This window comes from Streptoverticillium olivoreticuli subsp. olivoreticuli (genome assembly GCF_003391135.1).
Classification (GTDB): Bacteria; Actinomycetota; Actinomycetes; order Streptomycetales; family Streptomycetaceae; genus Streptomyces; species Streptomyces blastmyceticus.
Map to the genome: position 1 here is coordinate 7,336,491 of NZ_CP031455.1, position 22,648 is coordinate 7,359,138.

General features: G+C 73.8%; 19 protein-coding genes. 7 read left to right on the top strand and 12 right to left on the bottom strand.

The genetic code is table 11. From position 1 onward, the window contains the following. Positions 1-3: 3 nt before the first annotated feature. The 3 genes from DXZ73_RS31845 (at position 4) to DXZ73_RS31855 (ending at position 3,244) form a co-directional block, all read left to right on the top strand. Positions 4-1,341, top strand: coding sequence for a UDP-glucose dehydrogenase family protein (locus DXZ73_RS31845; protein ID WP_116214428.1), 1,338 nt, complete (start codon positions 4-6; stop codon positions 1,339-1,341). A 113-nt stretch (positions 1,342-1,454) separates the two neighbouring features. Further along, positions 1,455-2,390 (top strand): UTP--glucose-1-phosphate uridylyltransferase, encoded by a 936-nt coding sequence (locus DXZ73_RS31850; RefSeq protein WP_116214429.1) that lies wholly within the window; start codon positions 1,455-1,457, stop codon positions 2,388-2,390. Between the two features lie 11 nt (positions 2,391-2,401). Further along, on the top strand, positions 2,402-3,244 hold the full coding sequence (locus DXZ73_RS31855; protein ID WP_116216000.1) for a poly-gamma-glutamate hydrolase family protein: 843 nt from the start codon (positions 2,402-2,404) through the stop codon (positions 3,242-3,244). Between the two features lie 74 nt (positions 3,245-3,318). Here DXZ73_RS31855 and DXZ73_RS31860 read toward each other — a convergent pair whose 3' ends face one another. The 5 genes from DXZ73_RS31860 to DXZ73_RS31880 all read right to left on the bottom strand — a co-directional run bounded on the left by DXZ73_RS31860 (position 3,319) and on the right by DXZ73_RS31880 (position 9,872). Continuing rightward, positions 3,319-5,448 carry a 3-hydroxyacyl-CoA dehydrogenase NAD-binding domain-containing protein gene (locus DXZ73_RS31860; protein ID WP_116214430.1) on the bottom strand — a complete coding sequence of 710 codons (2,130 nt, stop codon included), beginning with the start codon at positions 5,446-5,448 and terminating at the stop codon, positions 3,319-3,321. Then, a complete protein-coding gene (locus DXZ73_RS31865; RefSeq protein ID WP_116214431.1) occupies positions 5,445-6,662 on the bottom strand; it encodes a thiolase family protein in 1,218 nt (405 codons plus the stop codon). Before DXZ73_RS31865 ends, DXZ73_RS31860 begins: the two co-directional genes overlap by 4 nt. 324 nt (positions 6,663-6,986) lie before the next feature. Next, on the bottom strand, positions 6,987-8,264 hold the full coding sequence (locus tag DXZ73_RS31870) for a ribonuclease D (RefSeq protein ID WP_116214432.1): 1,278 nt from the start codon (positions 8,262-8,264) through the stop codon (positions 6,987-6,989). A 100-nt stretch (positions 8,265-8,364) separates the two neighbouring features. Then, positions 8,365-9,027, bottom strand: a complete 663-nt coding sequence (locus DXZ73_RS31875) for a response regulator transcription factor (RefSeq protein ID WP_116214433.1) — start codon at positions 9,025-9,027, stop codon at positions 8,365-8,367. Between the two features lie 167 nt (positions 9,028-9,194). Further along, on the bottom strand, positions 9,195-9,872 hold the full coding sequence (locus tag DXZ73_RS31880; RefSeq protein WP_116214434.1) for a DUF3000 domain-containing protein: 678 nt from the start codon (positions 9,870-9,872) through the stop codon (positions 9,195-9,197). A gap of 90 nt (positions 9,873-9,962) precedes the next feature. Between DXZ73_RS31880 and hemE the strand changes: the two genes are divergently transcribed. Next, the gene (gene hemE, locus DXZ73_RS31885) at positions 9,963-11,048 is read left to right on the top strand and encodes a uroporphyrinogen decarboxylase (RefSeq protein ID WP_116214435.1); all 1,086 of its coding nucleotides are present in this window, start codon (positions 9,963-9,965) and stop codon (positions 11,046-11,048) included. Between the two features lie 25 nt (positions 11,049-11,073). Here the strand turns inward: hemE and DXZ73_RS31890 are convergent, their stop codons facing one another. The 4 genes from DXZ73_RS31890 to DXZ73_RS31905 form a co-directional block, all read right to left on the bottom strand. Beyond that, on the bottom strand, positions 11,074-12,438 hold the full coding sequence (locus DXZ73_RS31890) for an FAD-dependent oxidoreductase (RefSeq protein WP_116216001.1): 1,365 nt from the start codon (positions 12,436-12,438) through the stop codon (positions 11,074-11,076). Positions 12,439-12,485: 47 nt separating this feature from the next. Continuing rightward, the gene (gene pcaG / locus DXZ73_RS31895; RefSeq protein WP_116214436.1) at positions 12,486-13,055 is read right to left on the bottom strand and encodes a protocatechuate 3,4-dioxygenase subunit alpha; all 570 of its coding nucleotides are present in this window, start codon (positions 13,053-13,055) and stop codon (positions 12,486-12,488) included. Next, the gene (pcaH, locus tag DXZ73_RS31900) at positions 13,055-13,810 is read right to left on the bottom strand and encodes a protocatechuate 3,4-dioxygenase subunit beta (RefSeq protein ID WP_116214437.1); all 756 of its coding nucleotides are present in this window, start codon (positions 13,808-13,810) and stop codon (positions 13,055-13,057) included. Before pcaH ends, pcaG begins: the two co-directional genes overlap by 1 nt. 98 nt (positions 13,811-13,908) lie before the next feature. Beyond that, positions 13,909-15,102 carry a thiolase family protein gene (locus DXZ73_RS31905; protein WP_116214438.1) on the bottom strand — a complete coding sequence of 398 codons (1,194 nt, stop codon included), beginning with the start codon at positions 15,100-15,102 and terminating at the stop codon, positions 13,909-13,911. Between the two features lie 61 nt (positions 15,103-15,163). On the opposite strand from DXZ73_RS31905, the gene DXZ73_RS31910 reads away from it, so the two are divergent. Genes DXZ73_RS31910 through hemQ form a run of 3 tightly spaced genes read left to right on the top strand, consistent with a single transcriptional unit; the run spans position 15,164 to position 18,941 of the window. After that, on the top strand, positions 15,164-16,732 hold the full coding sequence (locus DXZ73_RS31910; RefSeq protein ID WP_116214439.1) for an IclR family transcriptional regulator domain-containing protein: 1,569 nt from the start codon (positions 15,164-15,166) through the stop codon (positions 16,730-16,732). A 42-nt stretch (positions 16,733-16,774) separates the two neighbouring features. Beyond that, a complete protein-coding gene (gene hemG, locus DXZ73_RS31915) occupies positions 16,775-18,214 on the top strand; it encodes a protoporphyrinogen oxidase (protein WP_116214440.1) in 1,440 nt (479 codons plus the stop codon). Between the two features lie 10 nt (positions 18,215-18,224). Further along, positions 18,225-18,941 carry a hydrogen peroxide-dependent heme synthase gene (gene hemQ / locus DXZ73_RS31920; RefSeq protein ID WP_116214441.1) on the top strand — a complete coding sequence of 239 codons (717 nt, stop codon included), beginning with the start codon at positions 18,225-18,227 and terminating at the stop codon, positions 18,939-18,941. A 73-nt stretch (positions 18,942-19,014) separates the two neighbouring features. Here hemQ and DXZ73_RS31925 read toward each other — a convergent pair whose 3' ends face one another. The 3 genes from DXZ73_RS31925 to DXZ73_RS31935 form a co-directional block, all read right to left on the bottom strand. Next, positions 19,015-20,616, bottom strand: a complete 1,602-nt coding sequence (locus DXZ73_RS31925) for an alpha/beta hydrolase (protein WP_116214442.1) — start codon at positions 20,614-20,616, stop codon at positions 19,015-19,017. Positions 20,617-20,759: 143 nt separating this feature from the next. Further along, on the bottom strand, positions 20,760-21,575 hold the full coding sequence (locus DXZ73_RS31930; protein ID WP_116214443.1) for a TIGR04222 domain-containing membrane protein: 816 nt from the start codon (positions 21,573-21,575) through the stop codon (positions 20,760-20,762). Between the two features lie 137 nt (positions 21,576-21,712). Next, positions 21,713-22,480, bottom strand: a complete 768-nt coding sequence (locus DXZ73_RS31935; protein ID WP_116214444.1) for a DUF4142 domain-containing protein — start codon at positions 22,478-22,480, stop codon at positions 21,713-21,715. Positions 22,481-22,648 lie beyond the last annotated feature (168 nt).

Here is a 22,648-nt window from a genome sequence, read left to right on the forward strand (position 1 = left end):
TCATTGCGGCTCACTGTCATCGGTACCGGCTATCTCGGTGCCACCCATGCCGTCTGCATGGCGGAGCTCGGGCACGAGGTGCTCGGGGTCGACGTCGATCCGGACAAGATCGGCGCGCTGCGCGCGGGGCGGGTCCCCTTCTACGAGCCGGAGCTGGAGCAGCTGCTGGCCAAGCACACCGCGTCCGGCCGGCTGCGCTTCACCACTTCCTACGAGGAAGCGGCGGCGTTCGGGCAGGTGCACTTCCTGTGCGTCGGCACCCCGCAGCGCAAGGACTCCGACGCCGCCGACCTCACATACGTGGACGCGGTCGTCGAGGCGCTCGGCCCGCACCTGACCCGGCCCGCGCTGGTGGCCGGAAAGTCCACTGTGCCGGTGGGCACCGCGGCCCGGCTGGCCCAGCGGCTCGCGGACCTGGCCCCGGCCGGCTCCCGCGCGGAGCTGGCGTGGAATCCCGAGTTCCTGCGGGAGGGATTCGCCGTGCAGGACACGCTCCGGCCCGACCGGCTGGTCCTCGGGGTGCGCTCCGCCGCCGCCGAAGCGCTGCTGCGCGAGGTCTACGCACCGGTCATCGCCGCCGGGACTCCAGTGGTCACCACCGACTTCCCCACGGCCGAACTGGTCAAGACCGCCGCCAACGCCTTCCTCGCCACCAAGATCTCCTTCATCAACGCCATGGCGGAGGTGTGCGAGGCGGCGGACGCGGACGTGTCCGTGCTGGCGCGGGCCATCGGACACGACGAGCGCATCGGCGCCCGGTTCCTGCGCGCCGGGGTCGGCTTCGGCGGAGGCTGCCTGCCCAAGGACATCCGGGCCTTCGTGGCGCGCGCGGAGGAGCTGGGCACCGGCCGTTCGCTGGCCTTCCTCCGCGAGGTCGACGCGATCAACCTGCGCCGGCGCGACCGCGTGGTCGAGCTGGCCCGTGAGCTGTGCGGCGGCTCGCTCCTCGGCAAGCGCGTCGGGGTGCTCGGTGCCGCGTTCAAGCCGGAGTCCGACGACATCCGCGACTCGCCGTCCCTGAACGTCGCCGACCGCCTGCGGCTCGACGGCGCGGATGTGAGCGTGTACGACCCGAAGGCCATGGACAACGCCCGCAAGACCCACCCGCTGCTGAGCTACGCGATATCGGCCGAGGACGCCGTGCGCGGAGCGGAAGTCGTCCTGCACCTGACCGAGTGGCGGGAGTTCCGGGAACTGGATCCCGCGGCGCTGGCACCGCTGGCACGCCACCCGCGGATCGTGGACGGCCGCGGCGCCCTGGACGCCGCCGCCTGGACCGACGCCGGCTGGGACTTCCACTCCCTGGGCCGCGCCTCCGGCGCGTTCAAGACCGCCCCGTGAAGGGTGCCGCGGACCCGCAGCCGTCGGCCGGACCCGCTCCGGCACCCGCCTTCGCAAGCCTGACCCCGCGCAGATTCCACACGAGAGAGGAGTGGCCTCGGCCACGCCCCGTCATGCAGACACCCACCACCCCCGTGGTCAAGGCCGTCATCCCCGCCGCGGGCATGGGCACACGTTTCCTGCCGGCCACCAAGGCCACTCCCAAGGAGATGCTGCCCGTCGTCGACAAGCCGGCCATTCAGTACGTCGTGGAGGAAGCGGCGACGGCGGGACTCACGGACGTCCTCATGATCACCGGGCGCAACAAGCGCGCTCTGGAGGACCACTTCGACCGGGCCCACGAGCTGGAGACCGTGCTCGAGGCCAAGGGCGACCGCGAACGCCTCTCGCTCGTACGCGAGTCCAGCACCCTGGCCACCCTGCACTACGCCCGCCAGGGCGACCCGCTGGGCCTGGGGCACGCGGTGCTGGCCGCCGAGGCCCACGTCGGGCAGAGCCCCTTCGCGGTCCTGCTGGGCGACGACCTCATCGACCCCCGCGACCCGCTCTTGTCGCAGATGATCGCAGTGCGGGAGCAGCTGGGTGGCAGCGTGATCGCTCTCACCGAGGTACCCGCCGACCGTATCCACCTCTACGGCTGCGCCGTGGTGGAGCCGTCGACGGGGGACGAGGAGGCGCTGCGGGTCACCGGGCTGGTGGAGAAACCCGCGCCCGGCACGGCCCCGAGCAACTACGCGATCATCGGCCGCTATGTGCTCGACCCCGCCGTCTTCGACGTCCTGCGGCGCACCGCACCGGGCCGGGGCGGAGAGATCCAACTCACCGATGCGCTGCACACGTTGGCGACCACGGGAGCCGGTGGTCCGGTGCACGGAGTCGTCTTCCGCGGCCGCCGCTACGACACCGGTGACCGGGGCGAGTACCTGCGCGCCACGGTCCGGCTGGCCTGCGAACGCCACGACCTCGGACCGGAGTTCCGTGCCTGGCTCCGTGAATTCGCCGCCACGGAGCTGTCGTCCGAGCGGTCGCCGGCCGACGCGTCCCAGTGAAGGACACCACCATGTCCCGTTTCAGCAGAAGGGCCTTCCTGGCCACCACCGCCGTGGCCTCCCCGGTCCTGCTCGGATTCGGCAGCGCCGCCGGAGCGAGCGCGAAGACGTCCGCCGGGGCGTCCGACACGTACCCCTCCAACAGCGCCCTCTACGCCGATCCCTCCCTCGTGGAGGGCAAGGACTACGGGCGCCGCTACCGGCGCCACGCCAGGTTCGACGACGACCTCGCCGCACGGTCCGACTACGCTGCCACGACGATCCTCGCCCCGCACGGTGGCGGGATCGAGGTCGGCACCTCCGAGCTGTGCCTGGCCATCGCCGGATACCACCCCGCCGATCTCACTCCTGCCCCGGCCGACGGTCCACTCCACGACTACTGGATGTTCGAGGGGCTGCGCGCGGCGGACAACGGGGATCTCCACGTCACCTCGGCCCACTGCGACGACGGAGTCGCCCGTGCGCTGTGCGCGGGCAGCCTCAACGCCTTGAGCCTGCACGGGTGCACGCCCTCCCAGGCAGGCCTGGAGGACAAGGCCAAGGCAGTGCTCGTCGGCGGGCGCAACGCGGCTCTGCGGCAGCATCTGCTCGCCGAGTACAAGGCGGCGGGCATCCGGGCGGTCGATGCCTCCGACCACGCCTCCCTCGGCGGCGTCCAGCCGGACAACATCGTCAACCGCACCCTGCTCGGCATGGGCGCGCAGCTGGAGATGACCACCGCGCTGCGCACGGCGATGTTCACGGTCAACACCCGGGCCGGCCGCAGGACCAGCACCACGCAGGAGTTCTGGGACTTCACCGGGGCCACCCGCGCGGCGCTCCGCCGCCTGGAAGCGGGCCAGGCCATGCCGTAGGGCCGGCAGGCAACGCCGGAGGGCCGCACGGGTGGGGTTTCCCCACCCGTGCGGCCCTTGGCGTACGGACCGTGCTACGCCGGAACGCTGGCGATCCCCTCGGCGAGGAACTTCCTTCCGAGGACCCGCTCGGACACACCCGACCGGTCCAGGTACGGCGTGATCCCGCCCAGGTGGAACGGCCAGCCCGCGCCGGTGATGAGGCACAGGTCGATGTCCTGCGCCTCGGCGACGACGCCCTCGTCCAGCATCAGGCCGATCTCCTGCGCGACGGCGTCCAGGACCCGGTCGCGCACCTGCTCCTCGGTGAGGACGGAGTCGCCCTGCACCAGAAGGGCCGCCACCTCGGGGTCCAGCTCCGGCTTGCCGGAGTCGTAGACGTAGAAGCCGCGCTTGCCCGCCTTGACCACCGCGGCCAGGTTCGCCGAGACCGTGAAGCGGTCAGGGAAGGCGCGGTTGAGGGTCTCGGAGACGTGCAGCCCGATCGCCGGGCCCACCAGCTCCAGGAGCACCAGCGGGGACATCGGCAGGCCGAGCGGCTCGACGGCCTTCTCGGCCGTCGCGACCGGGGTGCCCTCGTCGATGACGTTCTGGATCTCGCCCATGAAGCGGGTGAGGATGCGGTTGACGACGAACGCCGGGGCGTCCTTCACCAGGACCGCGGTCTTCTTCAGCTTCTTCGCCACGCCGAAGGCCGTGGCCAGCGCCGCGTCGTCGGTCTGCTCGCCGCGCACGATCTCCAGCAGCGGCAGGATCGCGACCGGGTTGAAGAAGTGGAAGCCGACGACCCGCTCGGGGTGCTTCAGCTTCGACGCCATCTCGCTGACCGACAGCGAGGAGGTGTTGGTCGCCAGGATCGTGTGGGCCGGTACGACCGCCTCGACCTCGGCGAACACCTGCTGCTTGACGCCCATCTCCTCGAACACGGCCTCGATGACGAAGTCCGCGTCGCCGAAGGCGGCGGCCTTGTCGAGGGAGCCGGTGACCGCGGCCTTCAGACGGTTCGCCTTGTCCTGGCCGATCCGGCGCTTGGCGAGCAGCTTGTCGATCTCGCCGTGGACGTAGCCCACGCCCTTGTCGATCCGCTCCTGGTCGATGTCGGTCAGCACGACCGGCACCTCGAGGCGGCGCGCGAACAGCAGCGCGAGCTGAGAGGCCATCAGGCCGGCGCCGACGACGCCCACCTTGGTGACCGGGCGGGCCAGCGAGCGGTCCGGCGCACCGGCCGGGCGCTTGGCGCGCTTCTGCACCAGGTTGAAGGAGTAGATGCCGCTGCGCAGCTCGCCGCCCATGATCAGGTCCGCGAGGGCCTGGGTCTCGGCGTCGAAGCCCTGGCGCAGGTCGCCGTTCTTGGCCGCGGCGATGATGTCCAGCGCGCGGTAGGCGGCCGGGGCCGCGCCGTGCACCTTGGAGTCCGCGATCGCCCGGCCGCGCTCGACGGCCTGGTCCCAGGCCTCGCCGCGGTCGATCTCCTGGCGCACGACCTCGGTCTCGCCCTTGAGGACGGAGGCCGTCCACAGCAGCGACTGCTCCAGGAAGTCCGCGCCCTCGAAGATCGCGTCGGCGATGCCGAGCTCGAAGACCTGCTTGCCCTTCAACTGCCGGTTCTGGCTGAGCGAGTTCTCGATGATGACCGAGACCGCGCGGTCCGCGCCGATCAGGTTCGGCAGCAGCGCGCAGCCGCCCCAGCCCGGGACCAGACCGAGGAAGACCTCGGGCAGCGAGAAGGCGGGGATCGCCTTGGACACCGTGCGGTAGGAGCAGTGCAGACCGACCTCGACGCCACCGCCCATCGCCGCGCCGTTGTAGTACGCGAACGTCGGGACGGCCAGCGCCGACAGGCGCTTGAAGACGTCGTGGCCGCCCTTGCCGATGGCCACCGCGTCCTCGTGGCGCCCCAGCAGCTCCACGCCCTTGAGGTCCGCGCCCACGGCGAAGATGAACGGCTTGCCGGTGACACCGACACCGACGATCTTCCCGGCCGCGGCCTCCGCCTCGACCTGGTCGAGGGCGGCGTCGAGGTTCGCCAGCGACTGCGGGCCGAAGGTGGTCGGCTTGGTGTGGTCCAGGCCGTTGTCCAGCGTGATGAGCGCGAAGACGCCCGCGCCCAGGGGGAGGTCGAAGTGGCGCACGTGCGCCTGGGTGACGACCTCGTCCGGGAACAGCTCGGCCGCACCCTTCAAAAGCTCGGTGGTGGTGCTCACTTGTCCCCCTCGAAGTGCGGGTTCTCCCAGATGACCGTTCCGCCCATGCCGAGGCCGACACACATCGAGGTGAGGCCGTAGCGGACGTGCGGCTGCTCCTCGAACTGCCGGGCCAGCTGCGTCATCAGACGCACGCCGGAGGAGGCGAGGGGGTGGCCGAAGGCGATCGCGCCGCCGTACTGGTTGACGCGCGGGTCGTCGTCCGCGATGCCGTAGTGGTCCAGGAGCGCGAGCACCTGCACCGCGTACGCCTCGTTCAGCTCGAACAGGCCGATGTCCTCGATGGACAGGCCCGCCTTGGCCAGCGCCTTCTCCGTCGCCGGGATCGGGCCGTAGCCCATCACCTCGGGCTCGACGCCCACGAAGGCGTACGACACCAGGCGCATCCTGACCGGCAGGCCCAGCTCGCGCGCCACGTCCTCGGCGGCGATCAGCGAGGCGGTGGCGCCGTCGTTGAGGCCGGAGGCGTTGCCCGGGGTGACCCGGCCGTGCGGGCGGAAGGGGGTCTTGAGACCCGCCAGGCCCTCCATGGTGGTGCCCGGGCGCATCGGCTCGTCGGCCGTGGCCAGGCCCCAGCCGAGCTCGCCGCCCTCGGGCGAGGTCCGGCGGATGGAGATCGGCACCAGGTCGGCCTGGATCTTGCCGTCGGCGTACGCCTTGGCGGCCTTCTCCTGGCTGCGGACCGCGTAGGCGTCCGCGCGCTCCTTGGTGAGCTGCGGGAAGCGGTCGTGCAGGTTCTCCGCCGTCATACCCATGACGAGCGCGGAGTCGTCGACCAGCCGCTCCGAGAGGAAGCGCGGGTTCGGGTCCACGCCCTCGCCCATGGGGTGGCGGCCCATGTGCTCGACGCCGCCCGCGAGGGCGATGTCGTACGCGCCGAAGGAGACGCCACCGGCGACGGTCGTCACGGCGGTCATCGCGCCGGCGCACATGCGGTCGATGGACATGCCGGGCACCGTCTGCGGCAGGCCCGCGAGCATGCCGGCCGTGCGGCCCAGGGTCAGACCCTGGTCACCGATCTGCGTGGTCGCGGCGATGGCGACCTCGTCGATCCTGGCGGGATCGAGGTTCGGGTTGCGGCGCAGCAGCTCCCGGATGCACTTGATGACGAGATCGTCGGCGCGGGTCTCGTGGTAGATGCCCTTCGGGCCCGCCTTGCCGAACGGGGTGCGGACGCCGTCGACAAACACGACGTCCCTAGCGGTACGAGGCACGTTGGCTCTCCTCCAGGTGCGGATCGCTGCCGCGCGGGCATGCCGATACGGCTCCGCCGCGGCGCGGACTCATACCGTCATGCTACTTGCGGGTAACCATGCTGCCCAGCCCCTTCGTATGGCGGCGAAGGTCACATCTGCGGGTGCGTTGTCGTCTGCGGGTCCGTTGCTCCCCCAGCTACCGCTGGGAGGTGCCCCCAGCGGCGGGCTGTCCTCAAACGCCGGACGGGCTGGATTCGCGGACCGTTGTCCGAGAATCCAGCCCGTAGGTCCGGGGGCGTAGCCCCCAGTTGCGGGAAGGGGCGGGGTTGGGGAAAGGAGACCTCAGGCCGCCGGGGCGTTGAGGGCCTCCACCAGGAGCGAAGCGACCTGCTCGATCTGCCAGCGGCGCGCGCCGTGCGCGGTGAGGACCTCCGCCACCGACTCCGGCGTCGCGACCCGCGGCGGCTCCCAGCACAGGCGCCGCACCGTGTCCGGGGCGATCAGGTTCTCCTGCGGCATGTTGAGGCTCTCCGCCAGCGCGGAGACCGCCGTGCGCGCCGCCGAGAGGCGGGCCGCGGCCGCGGGGTCCTTGTCGGCCCACGCGCGGGGCGGCGGCGGGCCCGTCAGCGGCTGGCCGGGCTGCGGCAGTTCGGCGTCGGGGATCGCGCGGGCGCGGTCGACCGCGGCCTGCCACTGTTCGAGCTGCTTGCGGCTCATGCGGTGCCCGAAGCCGGGGAGGGCCGCGAGGGCGTGCGCGTTCGCCGGCGTGTTCAGGGCGGCCTCGATGATCGCGGCGTCGCCGAGCACCTTGCCGGGCGAGACGTCGCGCCGCTGCGCGATCAGGTCGCGCGCGGTCCACAGCTCGCGGACCACGGCCATCTGCCGGCGCCGCCTGACCTTGTGCATGCCGGACGTGCGGCGCCACGGATCCTTGCGCGGCGGCGCGGGCGGCGCGGCGGCGATCGCCGCGAACTCCTCGCGGGCCCACTCCAGCTTGCCCTGCCGGTCCAGCTCCGCCTCCAGGGCGTCCCGCAGGTCGACGAGCAGTTCCACGTCGAGCGCGGCGTAGCGCAGCCAGGGGTCGGGCAGCGGGCGGGTGGACCAGTCGACGGCGGAGTGGCCCTTCTCCAGGGCGTAGCCGAGCACGTTCTCGACCATGGCGCCGAGCCCGACCCGGGCGAATCCGGCGAGCCGTCCCGCCAGCTCCGTGTCGAAGAGCCGCGACGGCGTCATCCCTATCTCGCGCAGGCACGGCAGGTCCTGCGTGGCGGCGTGCAGCACCCACTCGGCGTCGCCGATGGCCGCGTCGAGCGTGGACAGGTCGGGGCAGCCGACGGGGTCGATCAGCGTGGAGCCCGCGCCTTCGCGGCGGAGCTGCACGAGGTAGGCGCGCTGGCCGTAGCGGTAGCCGGAGGCGCGCTCCGCGTCGACGGCGACGGGGCCCGTACCCGCTGCGAACGCCGCGACGATCTCGGCCAGGGCATCGTTGTCAGCGACGACCGGCGGGATGCCTTCGCGTGGTTCCAGCAGGGGGATCGGCGCCGAATCGACGTCGTCCGGGGGAGCGCCCCCGGTGGTTCGCAGTGTCGTGTCTTCTGCGGTCTCTTGGGCGTCGGTCACCGGTCAAGGGTATCTGTGTATGGCAAGCGCCCGCCGACGGTATGTCCCCTCGACGGGCGTGGTGCCGTTTCCAGGGGCGTGCGGCGCCCGCTGGGAGCGGTCAGTGGATGATGCCCGTGCGCAGTGCGACGGCGACCATTCCGGCGCGGTCGCCGGTGCCGAGCTTGCGGGCGATCCGGGCGAGGTGGCTCTTGACGGTGAGCGCGGACAGGCCCATCGAGACGCCGATGGCCTTGTTGGACTGACCCTCCGCGACCAGCCGCAGCACCTCGACCTCCCGGCCGGAGAGCTCGCGGTAGCCGCCGGGGTGGCCGGGGGCGCCGGGCGGGCGGCGGTGCATCCGGGCCGCGGCGGCGGAGCCGATGGGTGCCGCGCCGGGGCGGCCGGGGAGGCCCAGGTTGGTGCGGGTACCGGTGACGACATAGCCCTTGACGCCTCCTGCGAGGGCGTTGCGCACGGCGCCGATGTCATCGGCGGCGGACAGGGCCAGGCCGTTGGGCCAGCCGGCGGCGCGGGTCTCGGACAGCAGGGTGAGCCCCGAGCCGTCGGGAAGGTGGACGTCGGCCACGCAGATGTCGCGCGGGTTGCCGACGCGGGGGCGGGCCTCCGCGATGGACGACGCCTCGATCACATCTCGCACGCCGAGCGCCCACAGGTGGCGGGTGACGGTGGAGCGGACACGGGGGTCGGCGACGACGACCATGGCCGTCGGTTTGTTGGGGCGGTAGGCGAGGCTCGCAGGTTGCTCGAGGAGAACGGACACCAAGCCTCCATGGGGGAGTGGCGGGGGACGGGTGCCGGCGTGGGGGGTAAGCCGGGGCGATCCGTATGGGAAGGGTCACAAGCCTCTTCGGCAGCGAAGCGTCCCGGCTTTAGGGAATGATCACGAATTGATGAGTAACAATTCGGGCAATTCGGACGGTTGGTCGATCAACGGCTCTGCGGGTCGCGCCGCTGGGGAAGCGTCACCACCCCGGCCTCCGGGCCCCCGCCCGGCGGCAGTCCCGCGATCTGACACAGCAGGTCGCACCAGGCGGCGAGGTGCGCCGCAGTGTCCGGCACCCCGCCGCCGGACCCCGCCGCGGCCTGCCCCGCCGGGCCCGCGGGCGGCTCCGCCGGCGACCACGACGCCCGGATCTCGATGCGGGTCGACGGCTCCCGGTCCCGCAGCCCCCCGAAGTAGTGCGAACCCGCCCGGGTCACCGTCCCGCTCGGCGCCCCGTACGGCACCCGCCGGGCCTCCAGCGCGCCCGTCAGCCAGGACCAGCACACCTCCGGCAGCAGCGGGTCCGCCGCCATCTCCGGCTCCAGATCGGCGTGCACCAGCGTGACCAGCCGGAACGTCCCCCCCCAGGCCTCGTGGCCCGCCGGGTCGTGCAGCAGGATCAGCCGGCCGTCCGCCAGCTCCTCGTCGTCCACGACGACCGCGGCCTCCAGCGCGTACGAGAAGGGGGCGAGCCGCTGGGGCGGCGGGGTCGCGTCCAGCTCGATCTCCGGCCGCAGGCGCACTCCTTGCAGTCCCGCGACCGCTTGCCGGAAGACGGACGGGGAGCCCTCCCCATCCGCGTCGTCCGGACCGTCCGAGAGGTGTCCCTGCGCCGCAGCCATGCCCGGAAGACTAGGCGGAAGGTGGCCCTGTTCCGGGTAGGACACCCACATGGGCGGGTCACTCGTTCGGCCCGTGCGAAGATTTGGGGCATGAGTGAGCGCAGGGAGCCCAGCCAGCCCGCCAGCCAGCAGCAGACCGGCCGCACCGCGGCGTACGACTCGGCCTTCCTGAGGGCGTGCCGACGCGAGCCGGTGCCGCATACACCGGTCTGGTTCATGCGCCAGGCGGGGCGCTCGCTGCCGGAGTACCGCAAGCTCCGTGAGGGCATCCCCATGCTCGATTCCTGCATGCGGCCCGACCTCGTCACCGAGATCACCCTCCAGCCGGTCCGGCGCCACAACGTCGACGCCGCGATCTTCTTCAGCGACATCGTCGTCCCGCTGAAGGCCATCGGGATCGACCTGGACATCAAGCCCGGCGTCGGCCCGGTCGTCGCCGAGCCGATCCGCACCCGCGCCGACCTGGAGCGGCTGCGCCCGCTCGACGCCTCCGACGTGCCCTACGTCACCGAGGCCATCGGCATGCTCACCGCCGAGCTCGGCGCCACCCCGCTCATCGGCTTCGCCGGGGCGCCCTTCACCCTGGCCAGCTATCTGGTCGAGGGCGGGCCCTCGCGCAACCACGAGCACACCAAGGCGCTCATGTACGGCGACCCCGAGCTGTGGGCCGACCTCCTCGACCGGCTCGCGGACATCACCGCCTCCTTCCTGAAGGTGCAGATCGCCGCGGGCGCCTCGGCCGTGCAGCTCTTCGACTCCTGGGTCGGCGCGCTCGCCCCCGCGGACTACCGCCGCTCGGTCATGCCCTCCTCCGTCAAGGTCTTCGACGCCGTCGCCGGCCTCGGCGTGCCGCGCATCCACTTCGGTGTCGGCACGGGCGAGCTGCTCGGCCTCATGGGCGAGGCCGGCGCGGACGTCGTCGGCGTCGACTGGCGGATCCCCATGGACGAGGCCGCGCGCCGCGTCGGCCCCGGCAAGGCGCTCCAGGGCAACCTGGACCCGGCGGTCCTCTTCGCCGGCCGCGAGGCGGTCGAGACCAAGACCCGCGAGGTCCTCACCGCGGCCCGCGACCTGGAGGGCCACGTCTTCAACCTGGGCCACGGAGTCCTGCCGACGACGGACCCGGACGCCCTGACCCGCCTCGTGGAATTCGTCCACGAGCAGACGGCCCGCTAGCCCCGGGGCCCGGGACGCGGAGGAGCTACGCCCCCGCGTCCCGCACCGCGGAAGCGGCCTTGCGCGCGGCGACGAGCACCGGATCCCACACCGGCGAGAACGGCGGCGCGTACCCCAGGTCCAGCGCCGTCATCTGATCCACCGTCATCCGGGCGGTCAGGGCGACCGCCGCCACGTCCACCCGCTTCGCCGCGCCCTCCCGGCCGACGATCTGCACCCCGAGCAGCCGCCCCGTACCGCGCTCGGCCAGCATCTTCACACGCATGGGGCGCGCGCCGGGGTAGTAGCCCGCGCGGCTGGTCGACTCGATCGTGGCCGTCACGAAGCGCAGGCCCACCGCCGTCGCCTGCGCCTCCAGCAGGCCCGTGCGGGCGATCTCCAGGTCGCACACCTTGCTGACGGCCGTGCCCACCACCCCGGGGAACGTGGCGTAGCCGCCGCCGATATTGGTGCCGATGACCTGGCCGTGCTTGTTCGCGTGCGTGCCGAGGGCGATGTGCCGGGTGCGGCCGGAGACGAGGTCCAGCACCTCCACGCAGTCGCCGCCCGCCCAGACGTTCCCGTGGCCGCGCACCCGCATCGCGAGGTCCGTCAGCAGCCCGCCCGACTCGCCGAGGGGGAGCCCGGCCGCCTCGGCGAGCGCCGTCCCGGGGCGTACGCCCAGGCCCAGCACGACCACGTCCGCCGGGAACTCCTTCGCCGTGGTCGCGACCGCGGCCACCCGGCCGTCCGGGCCGGTGACGATCCCGGTGACCTCGGCCCCCGTCACCACCTCGATGCCCATCCCGCACATCGCCTCGTGCACCAGCGCGCCCATGTCCGGGTCGAGCGTCGTCATCGGCTGCGCGGAACGGTCGACCACGGTCACCTGGAAGCCGCGGCGTACGAGCGCTTCCGCCATCTCCACGCCGATGTACCCGGCGCCGATGACCACGGCCCGGCGGCCGTCCGTCCCGGCGAGTCCGTCGATGAGGGCCTGCCCGTCGTCCAGGGTCTGCACGCCGTACACGCCGGGGGCGTCGATGCCGTCCAGGGGCGGCCGCACCGGCCGGGCGCCCGTCGCCACGACCAGGTGGTCGAAGCCGTGCCAGCGGTCCGTGCCGCTCTCCAGGCCGCGGGCCCGCACGCGCTGCCCCGCCAGGTCGATCTCGGTCACCTCGGTGCGCATCCGCAGGTCGATGCCGCGTCCGCGGTGCTCCTCGGCCGTACGGGCGATCAGGGCGTCCGGGCCGTCGACCTCCCCGCCCGCCCAGTAGGGGATGCCGCAGGCGGAGAAGGAGGTGAAGTGGCCGCGCTCGAAGGCGGTGATCTCCAGGTCGTCGGGGTGCCGGTACCGCCGGGCCCGTGAGGCGGCCGACATGCCGGCGGCGTCGCCTCCGATGACCACCATGCGCGTGTTCGCGGCCACTGTGTCCCCTCTCGCCTGCCCTCGTGTCCTCAACTCCCGGACGGGCGCGATTCTTCCGTACGCCCGGCGCAGGGGAACTCCAGGAAGACCGTTTCCCGTTCGCCGCTCAGGTGTACGTCGAAGCGGTACCCCCGGTGCGTCCCCGGATCCTCCGTCGCCAGGAGCGTCGCCCGGCGCCCGGCCGGGAGGGCCGGGAGCAGGGGGTCGTCCTCCGGGAGGGCGAAGTAGACCCGGGTGAACAGATGCCGGCTCAGGCCGGGCGCGAAAACGCACAGGGACAGGAACGGCGCACCGCCGGGCGGCAGCGTCCGCAGGACGTAACGGCCGTCCCTGCCGGTGGGCACACGGGCGAAGCCCGTGAAGGTGACGCCGTCGCGGGCCAGACTGCCGGGCGCGCCCGCGAGCGAGCCGTCCGGGGCCGCCTGCCAGAACTCCAGCAGCGCGTCGGGCACGGGCGTGCCCCCGCCGTCGTACACCCGCCCGTGCAAGGTGACGGTGTCCGGGTGCCCGGCGGGCGCGGGTTCGCCGCCGCCCGGCACCGGCAGCGCCTCGCCGTAGAACGGGCCGATGGTCTGCGAGGGCGTGACGGGCAGCGACATCAGCGGCCCCCCTCGGCCGGGGTGGCGGCGGGGCCGTCCAGGACGATGTCCCAGCGGTAGCCGAGCGACCACTCCGGGACGTTGCGAGCGGGGTCGTAGGCGGCGATCACCCGGGCCCTCGCGACGGGGTCGCCGATGGCGCGCCACAGCGCGTCGTACGGCACCAGCGGGTCGCCCGGGAAGTACATCTGCGTGACGAGGCGCTGGGCGAACGCCGTCCCGAAGAGGGAGAAGTGCAGGTGCGGCGGGCGCCAGGCGTTGCGGTGGTGGTTCCAGGGGTAGGCGCCGGGGCGGACGGTGGTGAAGTGGTAGCGGCCCTCGCCGTCGGTGAGGCAGCGGCCCGTACCGGTGAAGTTCGGGTCCAGGGGCGCGGCGTGCCGGTCGGCGCGGTGCGTGTAGCGGCCGGCCGCGTTGGCCTGCCACACCTCCACGAGCTGGCCGCGCACCGGACGGCCGTGGCGGTCCAGGACCCGGCCGGAGACGGTGATGCGCTCGCCCAGTGGCTCGCCGCGGTGCTGCCGGGTCAGGTCGGAGTCCAGCGGGCCGACGTCGGCCGGTCCGAAGACGGGGCCGGTCAGCTCGACGGCGCCGGGTCCGAGGACGGGGACGGGAGGCCGGGCGGGCTGCCGCAGCGGCAGGCCCCGGTAGGGGGCGAGGTCGTACGCGGGCGCGCCGTTCGCGGGGGCTGCGGCCGGCGGGTCGGTGAAGTCGGGTATCGGGCGGCTCAGTTGTTCCTGGAGGGGTTCTGATGCCATGGGCAACCCCTACCCCGCGGGATCACGGGTGATCCCTGCCTGTCGGCCGCCCGGTCGGACCGGTTCCGCCCGTGGGTGATTCCCGGCCAGGGGCGGGCTCAGCGTTCGAGGACCAGCGCCTGCCCCTGGCCCACCCCGATGCACAGCGCCGCCAGTCCCACGCCCGTGCCCGCGGCCGCCAGCTGATGGGCGACCGACCCCACCAGCCGGGCGCCGGAGCACCCCAGAGGATGGCCGATCGCGATCGCCCCGCCGCGCGGGTTGACCACACCGGGATCGAGCTCCGGCCACTCCGCGAAGCACCCCAGCACCTGCGCCGCGTACGCCTCGTTGAGCTCGAAGTGCGTCACGTCGGCGAACGCGCGGCCCGCCTTGGCGAGGACCCGCCGCACCGCCTCGACCGGCCCGAGCCCGTACAGATCCGGCTCGATGCCCGTGACGGCCGAGGCCCGCACGCGCGCCAGCGGCTCCCGGCCCGTCTCCCGCAAGCCCTGCTCGTCGCACAGCAGCAGGGCCGCCGCGCCGTCGTTCAGCGGCGAGGAGTTGCCCGCGGTGACCGTGCCGTTCTCCTTGCGGAAGGCGGGCGCGAGCCGGGCGAGCGCCTCGGCGGAGGTGTTGTCCCGGATGGTCTCGTCACGCGGCAGCACCACATCCGGCAGCGGCACGACCTCGGCGTCGTACGCGCCTTCCTTCCACGCCCGCGCCGCCTTCCGGTGGCTGGCGAGCGCGAAGGCGTCCTGCCGCTCCCGGGAGATGCCGTGCTTGTCGGCGATCAGCTCGGCGCCCTCGCCCAGCGGGGTCGTCCACCGCCGGGGCATGGCCGGATTGGTCATCCGCCAGCCCAGGGTCGTGGAGAACAGCTCCTGGTGGCCGACAGGAAAGGCCCGTTCGGGCTTGGGCAGCACGAACGGGGCCCGGCTCATCGACTCCACGCCGCCCGCGACCACCACCGACGCGTCCCCGAGCGCGATGGCGCGGTACGCCTGCACCACCGCCTCGAGACCGGAGGCGCACAGCCGGTTGACCGTCACCCCCGGCACGGACACCGGCAGCCCGGCCAGCAGCACCGCCATGCGGGCCACGTCGCGGTTCTCCTCACCGGCGCCGTTGGCGTTGCCGAGCACCACGTCGTCGACGCGGGCCGGGTCAAGGCCGGGCGAGCGGCCGACCACGGCCCGCACGACGTGCGCCGCGAGGTCGTCGGGGCGCACGGAGGCGAGAGCGCCGCCGTACTTGCCGACCGGGGTGCGCACGGCATCCACGACGAACACATCCCGGACCCGGTCGTTCATGGCTGCTCCTCGGCGCTCCCAGGGGCGTTCGCCCAGTGAACTTTCGTTCATAATCGAACTCATGCCGAGTCTCGGGCCGCCGCCATCCGCTGTCAACGGCCCCGCACCGATCACCGCCGGCCCTCCCGGCACGGGCCCGCTCGTGCGCGGACTCGCGGTGCTGCGCGCCCTCGCCGAGCACGACGCCACATCCCGGGTGCGCCCCGCCGACCTCGCCCGCACCACCGGCCTCTCCCGCTCCGTCGTCGACCGCGTCCTCGCCACGCTCGAACACCTCGGCCACGTACGGTTCGAGGGCCGTGACGTCGGCCTCGCCGTGGGGCTGATGGAGCTCGGCAACGCCTATCTCACGGCGAGCGGGGTGCCCGCCGCACTCGGCCCGCACATCGAACGGCTGGCCGCCGGGCTGGACGAGCCCGTCTCGGTCGGGGTGGCCGACGCCGGGGGCGTCCGCGTCGTCGCCCGCTGCGGACGGCCCCGGGCCGTCTCCCTCACCGTCCGGATCGGCGACCTCCTCCCCGGCGACCGCTGCGCGGCCGGTGCCGTCCTCGCCGCCGCCCCGCCGGGCCCGGCCGGCCGGGCCGTCGACTGGGCCGTCGACGACCAGGGCGCCGAACCCGGCCTGGTCGCCGTGGCCGTGCCCGTGCGCGGCCCCGACGGACACCCGGCCTGCGCCGTCACCGTCACCAGCCACGCCGGCAGGCACTCCGCGGACTCGCTGCGGGAGACGGCGCTGCCCCGGCTGCGGGCCGCGCTCCCCGCGCTGGAGGCGGCGCTGGCCGCACCGCCCGGCACCCGGCACCGGGCCGCGCCCGCCGAGGACCCCTCGCCCGCGGCCAAGCTCGAACTCGGCAGCGCCTACCTCCAGTCGCTCGCCCGCGGGCTCGCCGTCCTGCGGGCCTTCGGCGTCGCGGGCGAGGCACCCCACCGGGGCGCCACCCTCGCCGAGCTCGCCGCCGCCACCGGGCTCGCACGGGCCACCGCCCGCCGCGCGCTCCTCACCCTCACCGCGCTGGGCCACGTCACGGCGGAGGGCGGCCGCTTCCGGCCGCTCCCGAGCGTCCTGGCCCTCGGCCACGCCCCGCTCGGCGAGCTCACGTTCACCGACCTCGTCCGGCCCCATCTGCGTGAACTCGTCCGGCGCGTCGGCGAGTCGGCGTCCATGGCGGTGCTCGACGGCGACGACATCCGCTACGTCGCGCGCGTCCCCACCGTGCGCATCATGAGCGTCGACATCACCATCGGCACGTGCTTCCCCGCACACGCCACCTCCATGGGCCGGGTGCTGCTCGCCGGGGCCGGCAGGGGCGGGGCGCGGCCCGTGCCCCGGGCCCTGACCCCGTACACCGTGACGTCCCCCGCCGAGCTCACCGCCCTCCTCGCCGAGGTGGCGCGGGAGGGGTACGCGCTCGTCGACCAGGAGCTGGAGGAAGGGCTGTGCTCGATCGCGGTGCCCGTCAGGGACGGCCGCGGGAGCGTCGTCGCCGCGCTCAACGTCGCCGCCCACGCCTCCCGCGGAACCGCCGAGGGCCTGCGCCGGGACGCCCTGCCCGCGCTCCGCGACACCGCGGCCCGCATCGAGGCGGACCTGCGCACGGCCTCGGCGCACCGCGCTCTGCCCATCGGCTGACCGGGCCCCCGGCGCCGGCGGAGCGTTTGAGAGAGTGGGGGCATGAGCGACATTCCCAGGCGGCGACCGGGCCGTCACGTGGTGGTCATCGGCGGCGGGATCTCCGGTCTGGCGGCGGCCCACCGGCTGGTGACGGGCGGTGCTCGGGTCACGCTCCTGGAGGCGTCCGGACGGCTCGGCGGCAAGCTCCGCGCGGGCTCGATCGCCGGAGTCCCCGTCGACCTGGGCGCCGAATCGATGCTGGCCCGGCGGCCCGAGGCGGTCGAACTGGCCCGCGCGGTCGGCCTCGCGGACCGCCTCCAGCCACCGGCCACCGCAACGGCGGGCATCTGGACGCGCGGCAGCCTGCGCCCGATGCCCAAGGGACACATGATGGGCGTGCCCGGCGACCTCGCCCCGCTGGCCGCCTCCGGAGTGCTCTCGGACGAGGGCCTCGCCCGGGTGGCCCGGGACGCCGAACTGCCGCCCACCGAGGTCGGCGACGACGTCGCCATCGGCGCCTACGTCGCGGACCGCATGGGCCGCGAGCTCGTGGACCGGCTGGTGGAGCCCCTGCTCGGCGGCGTCTACGCGGGCGACCCGTACCGCATCTCGATGCGCGCCGCCGTGCCGCAGCTCTTCGAACTCGCCCGTACGCACCGGTCGTTGCTCGACGGCGTGCGCGAGACCCAGCGGCGGGCCGCCGGACGGCAGCAGCCCGGGCCGGTCTTCATGGGCATCGCCGGAGGGATCGGGCGGCTGCCGCTCGCGGTCGCCGACGCGGTGCGCGCGGCGGGCGGCGAGATCCGCACGGACACCCCGGTGAGCGCGATCGGCCGCGACGCCGACGGCTGGTGGGTCGGCCTCGGCACGGAACGGCTCGCGGCCGACGCGGTCGTCGTCGCCACCCCGGCGCCCGCCGCGACCCGCCTCCTGGACCCCCTGGCGCCCGCCGCGGCCGGGGAGCTCGCGACCGTGGGTTACGCCTCCATGGCCCTGGTCACCATGGCCTTCCGCCGCTCCGACGCCGAGGGGCTGCCGGCCGGCAGCGGCTTCCTCGTGCCGCCGGTCGACGGCCGGAAGATCAAGGCGTCCACCTTCGCGAGCAACAAGTGGGGCTGGGTCGCGGACGCCGGTCCCGGGACGTTCGTGCTGCGCACCTCGATCGGCCGGTTCGAGGAGGAGGCCGATCTGGAGCGCGACGACTCCGAGCTGGTGGCCATGTCGCTGAAGGACCTCGGTGACGCCGTCGGCCTGTCCGCGGCCCCGCTGGAGTCCAGGGTCGACCGGTGGGACGGCGGTCTGCCGCAGTACCCGGTCGGCCACCTCGCCCGCGTCGCCCGGATCCGCGAGCACGTCGCGGCCCTCCCGGGCCTGCGGGTGTGCGGTGCCGCCTACGACGGCGTGGGCATCCCGGCCTGTATCGCCGGCGCGCACCGGGCGGCCGACGAGATCCTGGCGGCCTTGACCCCCCTGGCTCCGGGCCCCGGGAGCGGCGAGTGACAATAGGGACATGACTGACGCCCCCGAGAAGATCCCGAACGCCGGCAAGAAGGCCAAGGACCTCAACGAGGTCATCCGCTACACCCTCTGGTCGGTGTTCAAGCTCCGCGACGTCCTGCCCCAGGACCGCTCCGGCTACGCCGACGAGGTGGAGGAGCTGTTCGCGCAGCTCGCCGAGAAGGACGTCACCGTGCGTGGCACCTACGACCTCTCGGGTCTGCGGGCCGACGCCGACGTGATGATCTGGTGGCACTCCGAGACCTCGGACGCCCTCCAGGACGCGTACAACCGCTTCCGCCGCACCCGGTTCGGCCGTGCGCTGGAGCCGGTGTGGTCCAACATGGCCCTGCACCGCCCCGCGGAGTTCAACAAGTCGCACATCCCGGCGTTCCTCGCCGACGAGACGCCGCGCGACTACGTCAGCGTCTACCCCTTCGTCCGCAGCTACGACTGGTACCTGCTGCCCGACGAGGACCGCCGCCGGATGCTCGCGGACCACGGCAAGATGGCGCGCGGCTACCCCGACGTGCGGGCCAACACGGTGGCGTCCTTCTCGCTGGGCGACTACGAGTGGATCCTCGCCTTCGAGGCGAACGACCTCTACCGCATCGTGGACCTCATGCGCCACCTGCGGGCGTCCGAGGCCCGCATGCACGTCCGCGAGGAGGTCCCGTTCTACACGGGCCGCCGCAAGGCCGTGGCCGAGCTCGTGGCGGACCTGGCGTAGGGCTCACGCTTCCCGATCGCCGGGCGGGCCGGAGGAATCCGCGCCCGCCCGGCACTCGGGGCGGCAACGGACCTCAGCCCGCCGCGCCGCCCGCCGTCTTCGCACCTGCCGTCGCCGCAGGCTCCTGGCGCGGTGCGCAGAACGCGTCGCGCCACGGCACCGCGCCGGTCAGCAGGTACGTCTCCACATGCCGGTTGACGCACGCGTTCGGCCCGTACGCGATCCCGTGCGTGCCCGAACCCCGCTCGGTGACCAACGACGAGCCCGGCAGCCTCCGGTGGAGCTCCACCGCCCCCTCGTACGGCGTCGCCGCGTCCCGTTCCGCGGCCAGCAGCAGCGTCGGTGGCAGCGCGTGCCGTTCCGCCCCGACGTCGAGCGGGCGCTGCTGGTGCGCGGTCCAGAAGGCGCACGGCAGGTTCATCCAGGCGTTCTGCCAGGTCTCGAACGGCGCCCGGCGGGCGAGCCGGGTGTTGTCCCGGTCCCACACCGACCAGGAGCGCGGCCACGGGGAGTCGTTGCACTCGACCGCGGTGTAGACGGCGTTGGAGTTCTCGCTCGCCCACGCGGCCGCCGGGTCGGGCGCCGCGAGGGTGCGCAACGCCCTGTCGTCACCGCGCAGATACGCGGCCAGCGCGTCCGCGCTCCGGGCCCAGTGGCTGTCGCTGTAGCCGACCTGGAGGAAGGCCGAGTGCAGTTCCCCGGGGCCGACCCTGCCGCCGGCGGCCCGTCGGGCGAGCCGCTGCCGGGCCCGCTCGTAGGCGGCGGCCACCTGCTGCGGGCTGCGCCCCAGGTGATAGACCGCGTCATGCCTGGCCACCCAGCGCCGCCAGTCACTCCAGCGCCGCTCGAAGGCCGCGGACTGGACGAGGTTGCTCTCGTACCAGATCTTCTGCCCGTCCGGGTCGACCACGCTGTCGAAGACCATCCGGCGCACGTGTCCGGGGAACAGCGTGGCGTAGAGCGCGCCGAAGTACGTGCCGTACGACGCCCCCATGTAGTTGAGCTTCCGGTCGCCGAGCGCCGCGCGCAGGACGTCCAGGTCGCGGGCGTTGTTGAGGCTGGTGAAGTGGGGCAGGTCGCGCCCGGCCCGGCGCGCGCAGCCCTGCGCGTACGCCCTCGCCTCGGCGATCCGCTGCTTCTTGTACGCGGCCGTGGGGTGCTCCTGGGCCTGGGAGGGGGCCTTGGTGAAGCGTGCAGGGTCGGCGCAGGACAGCGGAGCGGAGCGGCCGACGCCACGGGGCGCGTAGCCCACGAAGTCGTACGACCTGGCCGTCGTCTGCCACTGCCTGACCGCGCTGAGCAGCGGGAAGAACATGCCGGAGCCGCCCGGCCCGCCGGGGTTGTAGACGAGCGAGCCCTGGCGCTCGGCGCGGGTGCCGGTGGACCGGACGCGGCTGACGGTGAGGCCGATGTGCTTGCCCTCGGGGCGGGCGTAGTCCAGCGGGACGGAGACGGTGCCGCACTGCACGGGTGCCGGCAGTTGCTCGGAGGCCGGGCACGCGCCGAAGCGGATTCCCCTGGCGGCGGCGTCCCGGGCGGCGAGGGCGACCCCGCGGGCCTCGGCGCCGCCTCCGGGCGGCTTCGCCCGGTCGAGGCCGTCGGCCGGTGCGGGGGCCGCCGTGAGCGCGGTGAGGACCAGGGATCCGAGGGCTCCGTACAAGGCTGCTGATCTCACTGGGCATCCCTTCGCGGTACTAATCCGACAAAAGGGATAATTGGTTCGGTGGTGGGTGAAGTACAGCACCCACGCCCGGTGTCGGGCGCATTGGGCACGATGGGCTCAGCGGGGCGGGAGGGAGCGGCCGGTCCGGCGGAGGGTCAGTAGCGGTGGTCGCGCAGGGTCGCCGAGAGGGCGGAGCGCAGCTCCGGGTCGGCCAGGGCCCTGCGGCCCTTTATGGCGAGCGCGGTCAGCAGGCCCGCGTCGTCGCCCGGGTCACCGGCGCCGCCGCGGGGCGCGCGCAGCCTCCGGCCGGGCAGCCCGGTGGAGATCCGGCCCAACAGCTCCTGTCCCGCGGGCGAGGCCCAGCTCGTATAGGGGTGGATCTCGATCCGGGCGATCGCCAGGCAGGCGCCGGTCAGCAGCAGCGGCAGCGAGAACCAGGCCGCCACCTGCCCCTGGTGCGACTCCGGCGGCGCCATCAGCACGGCCGTGGCACCGGTCACCAGGATCAGCAGACAGGCCGCCCGCACCTGCTGGACCGCGGTGGACATGTGCGTACGGGCCGGGGCGGGCACCGCGAGCCCCGCCGCGGTCAGCCGGTCGGCCAGCGCCCGTACGGCGTCGGCGGCGGCGTGCGCGGTGCGCACCGCGGGCACCGGGGACTGGCCCTCCGGCCCTATGGCGGTGATCACCGAGCGCTCCAGCTCGTCGCGGCCCACCGGGTCGACGACCGTCGCCCAGCCGGTGTGGGCCAGCAGCAGCCGGTGCTGCCGGCCCATCGTGACCAGCGCGAGGTCGGTGACCCGGTGCGGGCCGCCGGCCAGGAACGCCGCCTCGTAGAGCGTCAGCGTCTGTGGCCGGACGCCGTCCGGGGCGCGCTCCGGGGCCTGCCCGGCGGCCGCCGCGGCCAGACAGAGACGGCCGCAGGTGAGGAACGCCGCGGCCCAGGCGACGAGCAGCAGAATGACCCACATACAGGATGTGTACTCGACCGTCCCGTGATCCCGCCATCGGTTGTTCCAACATGCGGACGATTATTCGGTCCGGATGGGGACGGTCGGCCGCGGCGACGGCCGGTGTTGACGCGGCGCGCGGCGGTCGCCATGAGGGCTCACTTCTCCGGTGATTCGGGGGTGGGGGTTCCGGGGGAGGCGGAGGTGTCGGACGAGGCCGATGGCGACGGCGCGGGCCGGGTCGCGGCCGGGGGGAGCGGAAAGCCGGCGGGCGGCCGGATGCCCGGAGGAACCGCGGTCGGGACGGGCGGCTGCTGGAGCTTCGTGTGCGCCGCGATGCCGTCGAAGTCGACCAGGCCGGTGTCCTCCAGCACCTTGATGTGATCCAGGACGGTGGTGTTCGCGTCGTCGGCGAGCTCCCGCACCGCGGAATTGCGGGTGGTGGCCCGCACCTGGGCGACGACCGTGAAGACCGTGCCGTGCGCGAGCCGCAGGATGTTGGTGAACTCCCGGTCGTACGCGTCGCCGTGCGCCGCCCCGAGCCGGGTCAGCCACTGCCGCTGCTGGGCGCCCGGCCGGCTGGGCAGGTCGATGCCCAGCCGGTCCGCGACCTCGCGGACGTGCCGGTCGAGCGCGGTGTGGCCCTCGACGAGATGCTCGCCCGCCCGCCGCACCCCGGCCGTGGTGCCGCGCTGTTCGGCCTGCTGCCCGGCGGGCAGCTCCCAGAGCCCGGCCAGCCGCACGCGGTCGACGAAGTCGCGGTCGAGCGCGGACAGCGGTCCGTACGGCGTGGCCACGGACCCGGCGGTGAGGTCGACGGCTCCGGTGCCGGTGCGGTCGCGGTAGGACCAGAGGGGGAAGAGCAGCGCGGCGACGGTCGCCGTGAGCGCGGTGACGACCAGGCCGGTGCCGGTGAACGATCGCATGATGCCTCCTCGTGCGGCATCGCACCGTAGGCCCTTCGCGCTGATCCACAAGCGGGTTCGGCGAGGCCGCCCGCCGGGGGCCGCCCCCGAACCGGGGTCTGGCCTGGACCTTTACCCGCTTCCCGGGATCCGGTGCGCGGATGTGGGCTGCGTCACTGTGGGCGGAAG

Bases quoted from the DNA above. Each gene is read 5' to 3' on its own strand.
- DXZ73_RS31890 (WP_116216001.1), bottom strand. From the start codon at position 12,438: ATGGTGGTCATCGGAGGCGACGCCGCCGGCATGTCGGCCGCCTCACGG.
- DXZ73_RS31930 (WP_116214443.1), bottom strand. From the start codon at position 21,575: ATGTGGGTCATTCTGCTGCTCGTCGCCTGGGCCGCGGCGTTCCTCACC.
- DXZ73_RS31855 (WP_116216000.1), top strand. From the start codon at position 2,402: ATGTCCCGTTTCAGCAGAAGGGCCTTCCTGGCCACCACCGCCGTGGCC.
- pcaG (WP_116214436.1), bottom strand. From the start codon at position 13,055: ATGTCGCTGCCCGTCACGCCCTCGCAGACCATCGGCCCGTTCTACGGC.
- hemG (WP_116214440.1), top strand. From the start codon at position 16,775: ATGAGCGACATTCCCAGGCGGCGACCGGGCCGTCACGTGGTGGTCATC.
- DXZ73_RS31935 (WP_116214444.1), bottom strand. From the start codon at position 22,480: ATGCGATCGTTCACCGGCACCGGCCTGGTCGTCACCGCGCTCACGGCG.
- pcaH (WP_116214437.1), bottom strand. From the start codon at position 13,810: ATGGCATCAGAACCCCTCCAGGAACAACTGAGCCGCCCGATACCCGAC.
- hemE (WP_116214435.1), top strand. From the start codon at position 9,963: ATGAGTGAGCGCAGGGAGCCCAGCCAGCCCGCCAGCCAGCAGCAGACC.
- DXZ73_RS31880 (WP_116214434.1), bottom strand. From the start codon at position 9,872: ATGGCTGCGGCGCAGGGACACCTCTCGGACGGTCCGGACGACGCGGAT.
- DXZ73_RS31850 (WP_116214429.1), top strand. From the start codon at position 1,455: ATGCAGACACCCACCACCCCCGTGGTCAAGGCCGTCATCCCCGCCGCG.
- DXZ73_RS31910 (WP_116214439.1), top strand. From the start codon at position 15,164: ATGCCGAGTCTCGGGCCGCCGCCATCCGCTGTCAACGGCCCCGCACCG.
- DXZ73_RS31905 (WP_116214438.1), bottom strand. From the start codon at position 15,102: ATGAACGACCGGGTCCGGGATGTGTTCGTCGTGGATGCCGTGCGCACC.
- hemQ (WP_116214441.1), top strand. From the start codon at position 18,225: ATGACTGACGCCCCCGAGAAGATCCCGAACGCCGGCAAGAAGGCCAAG.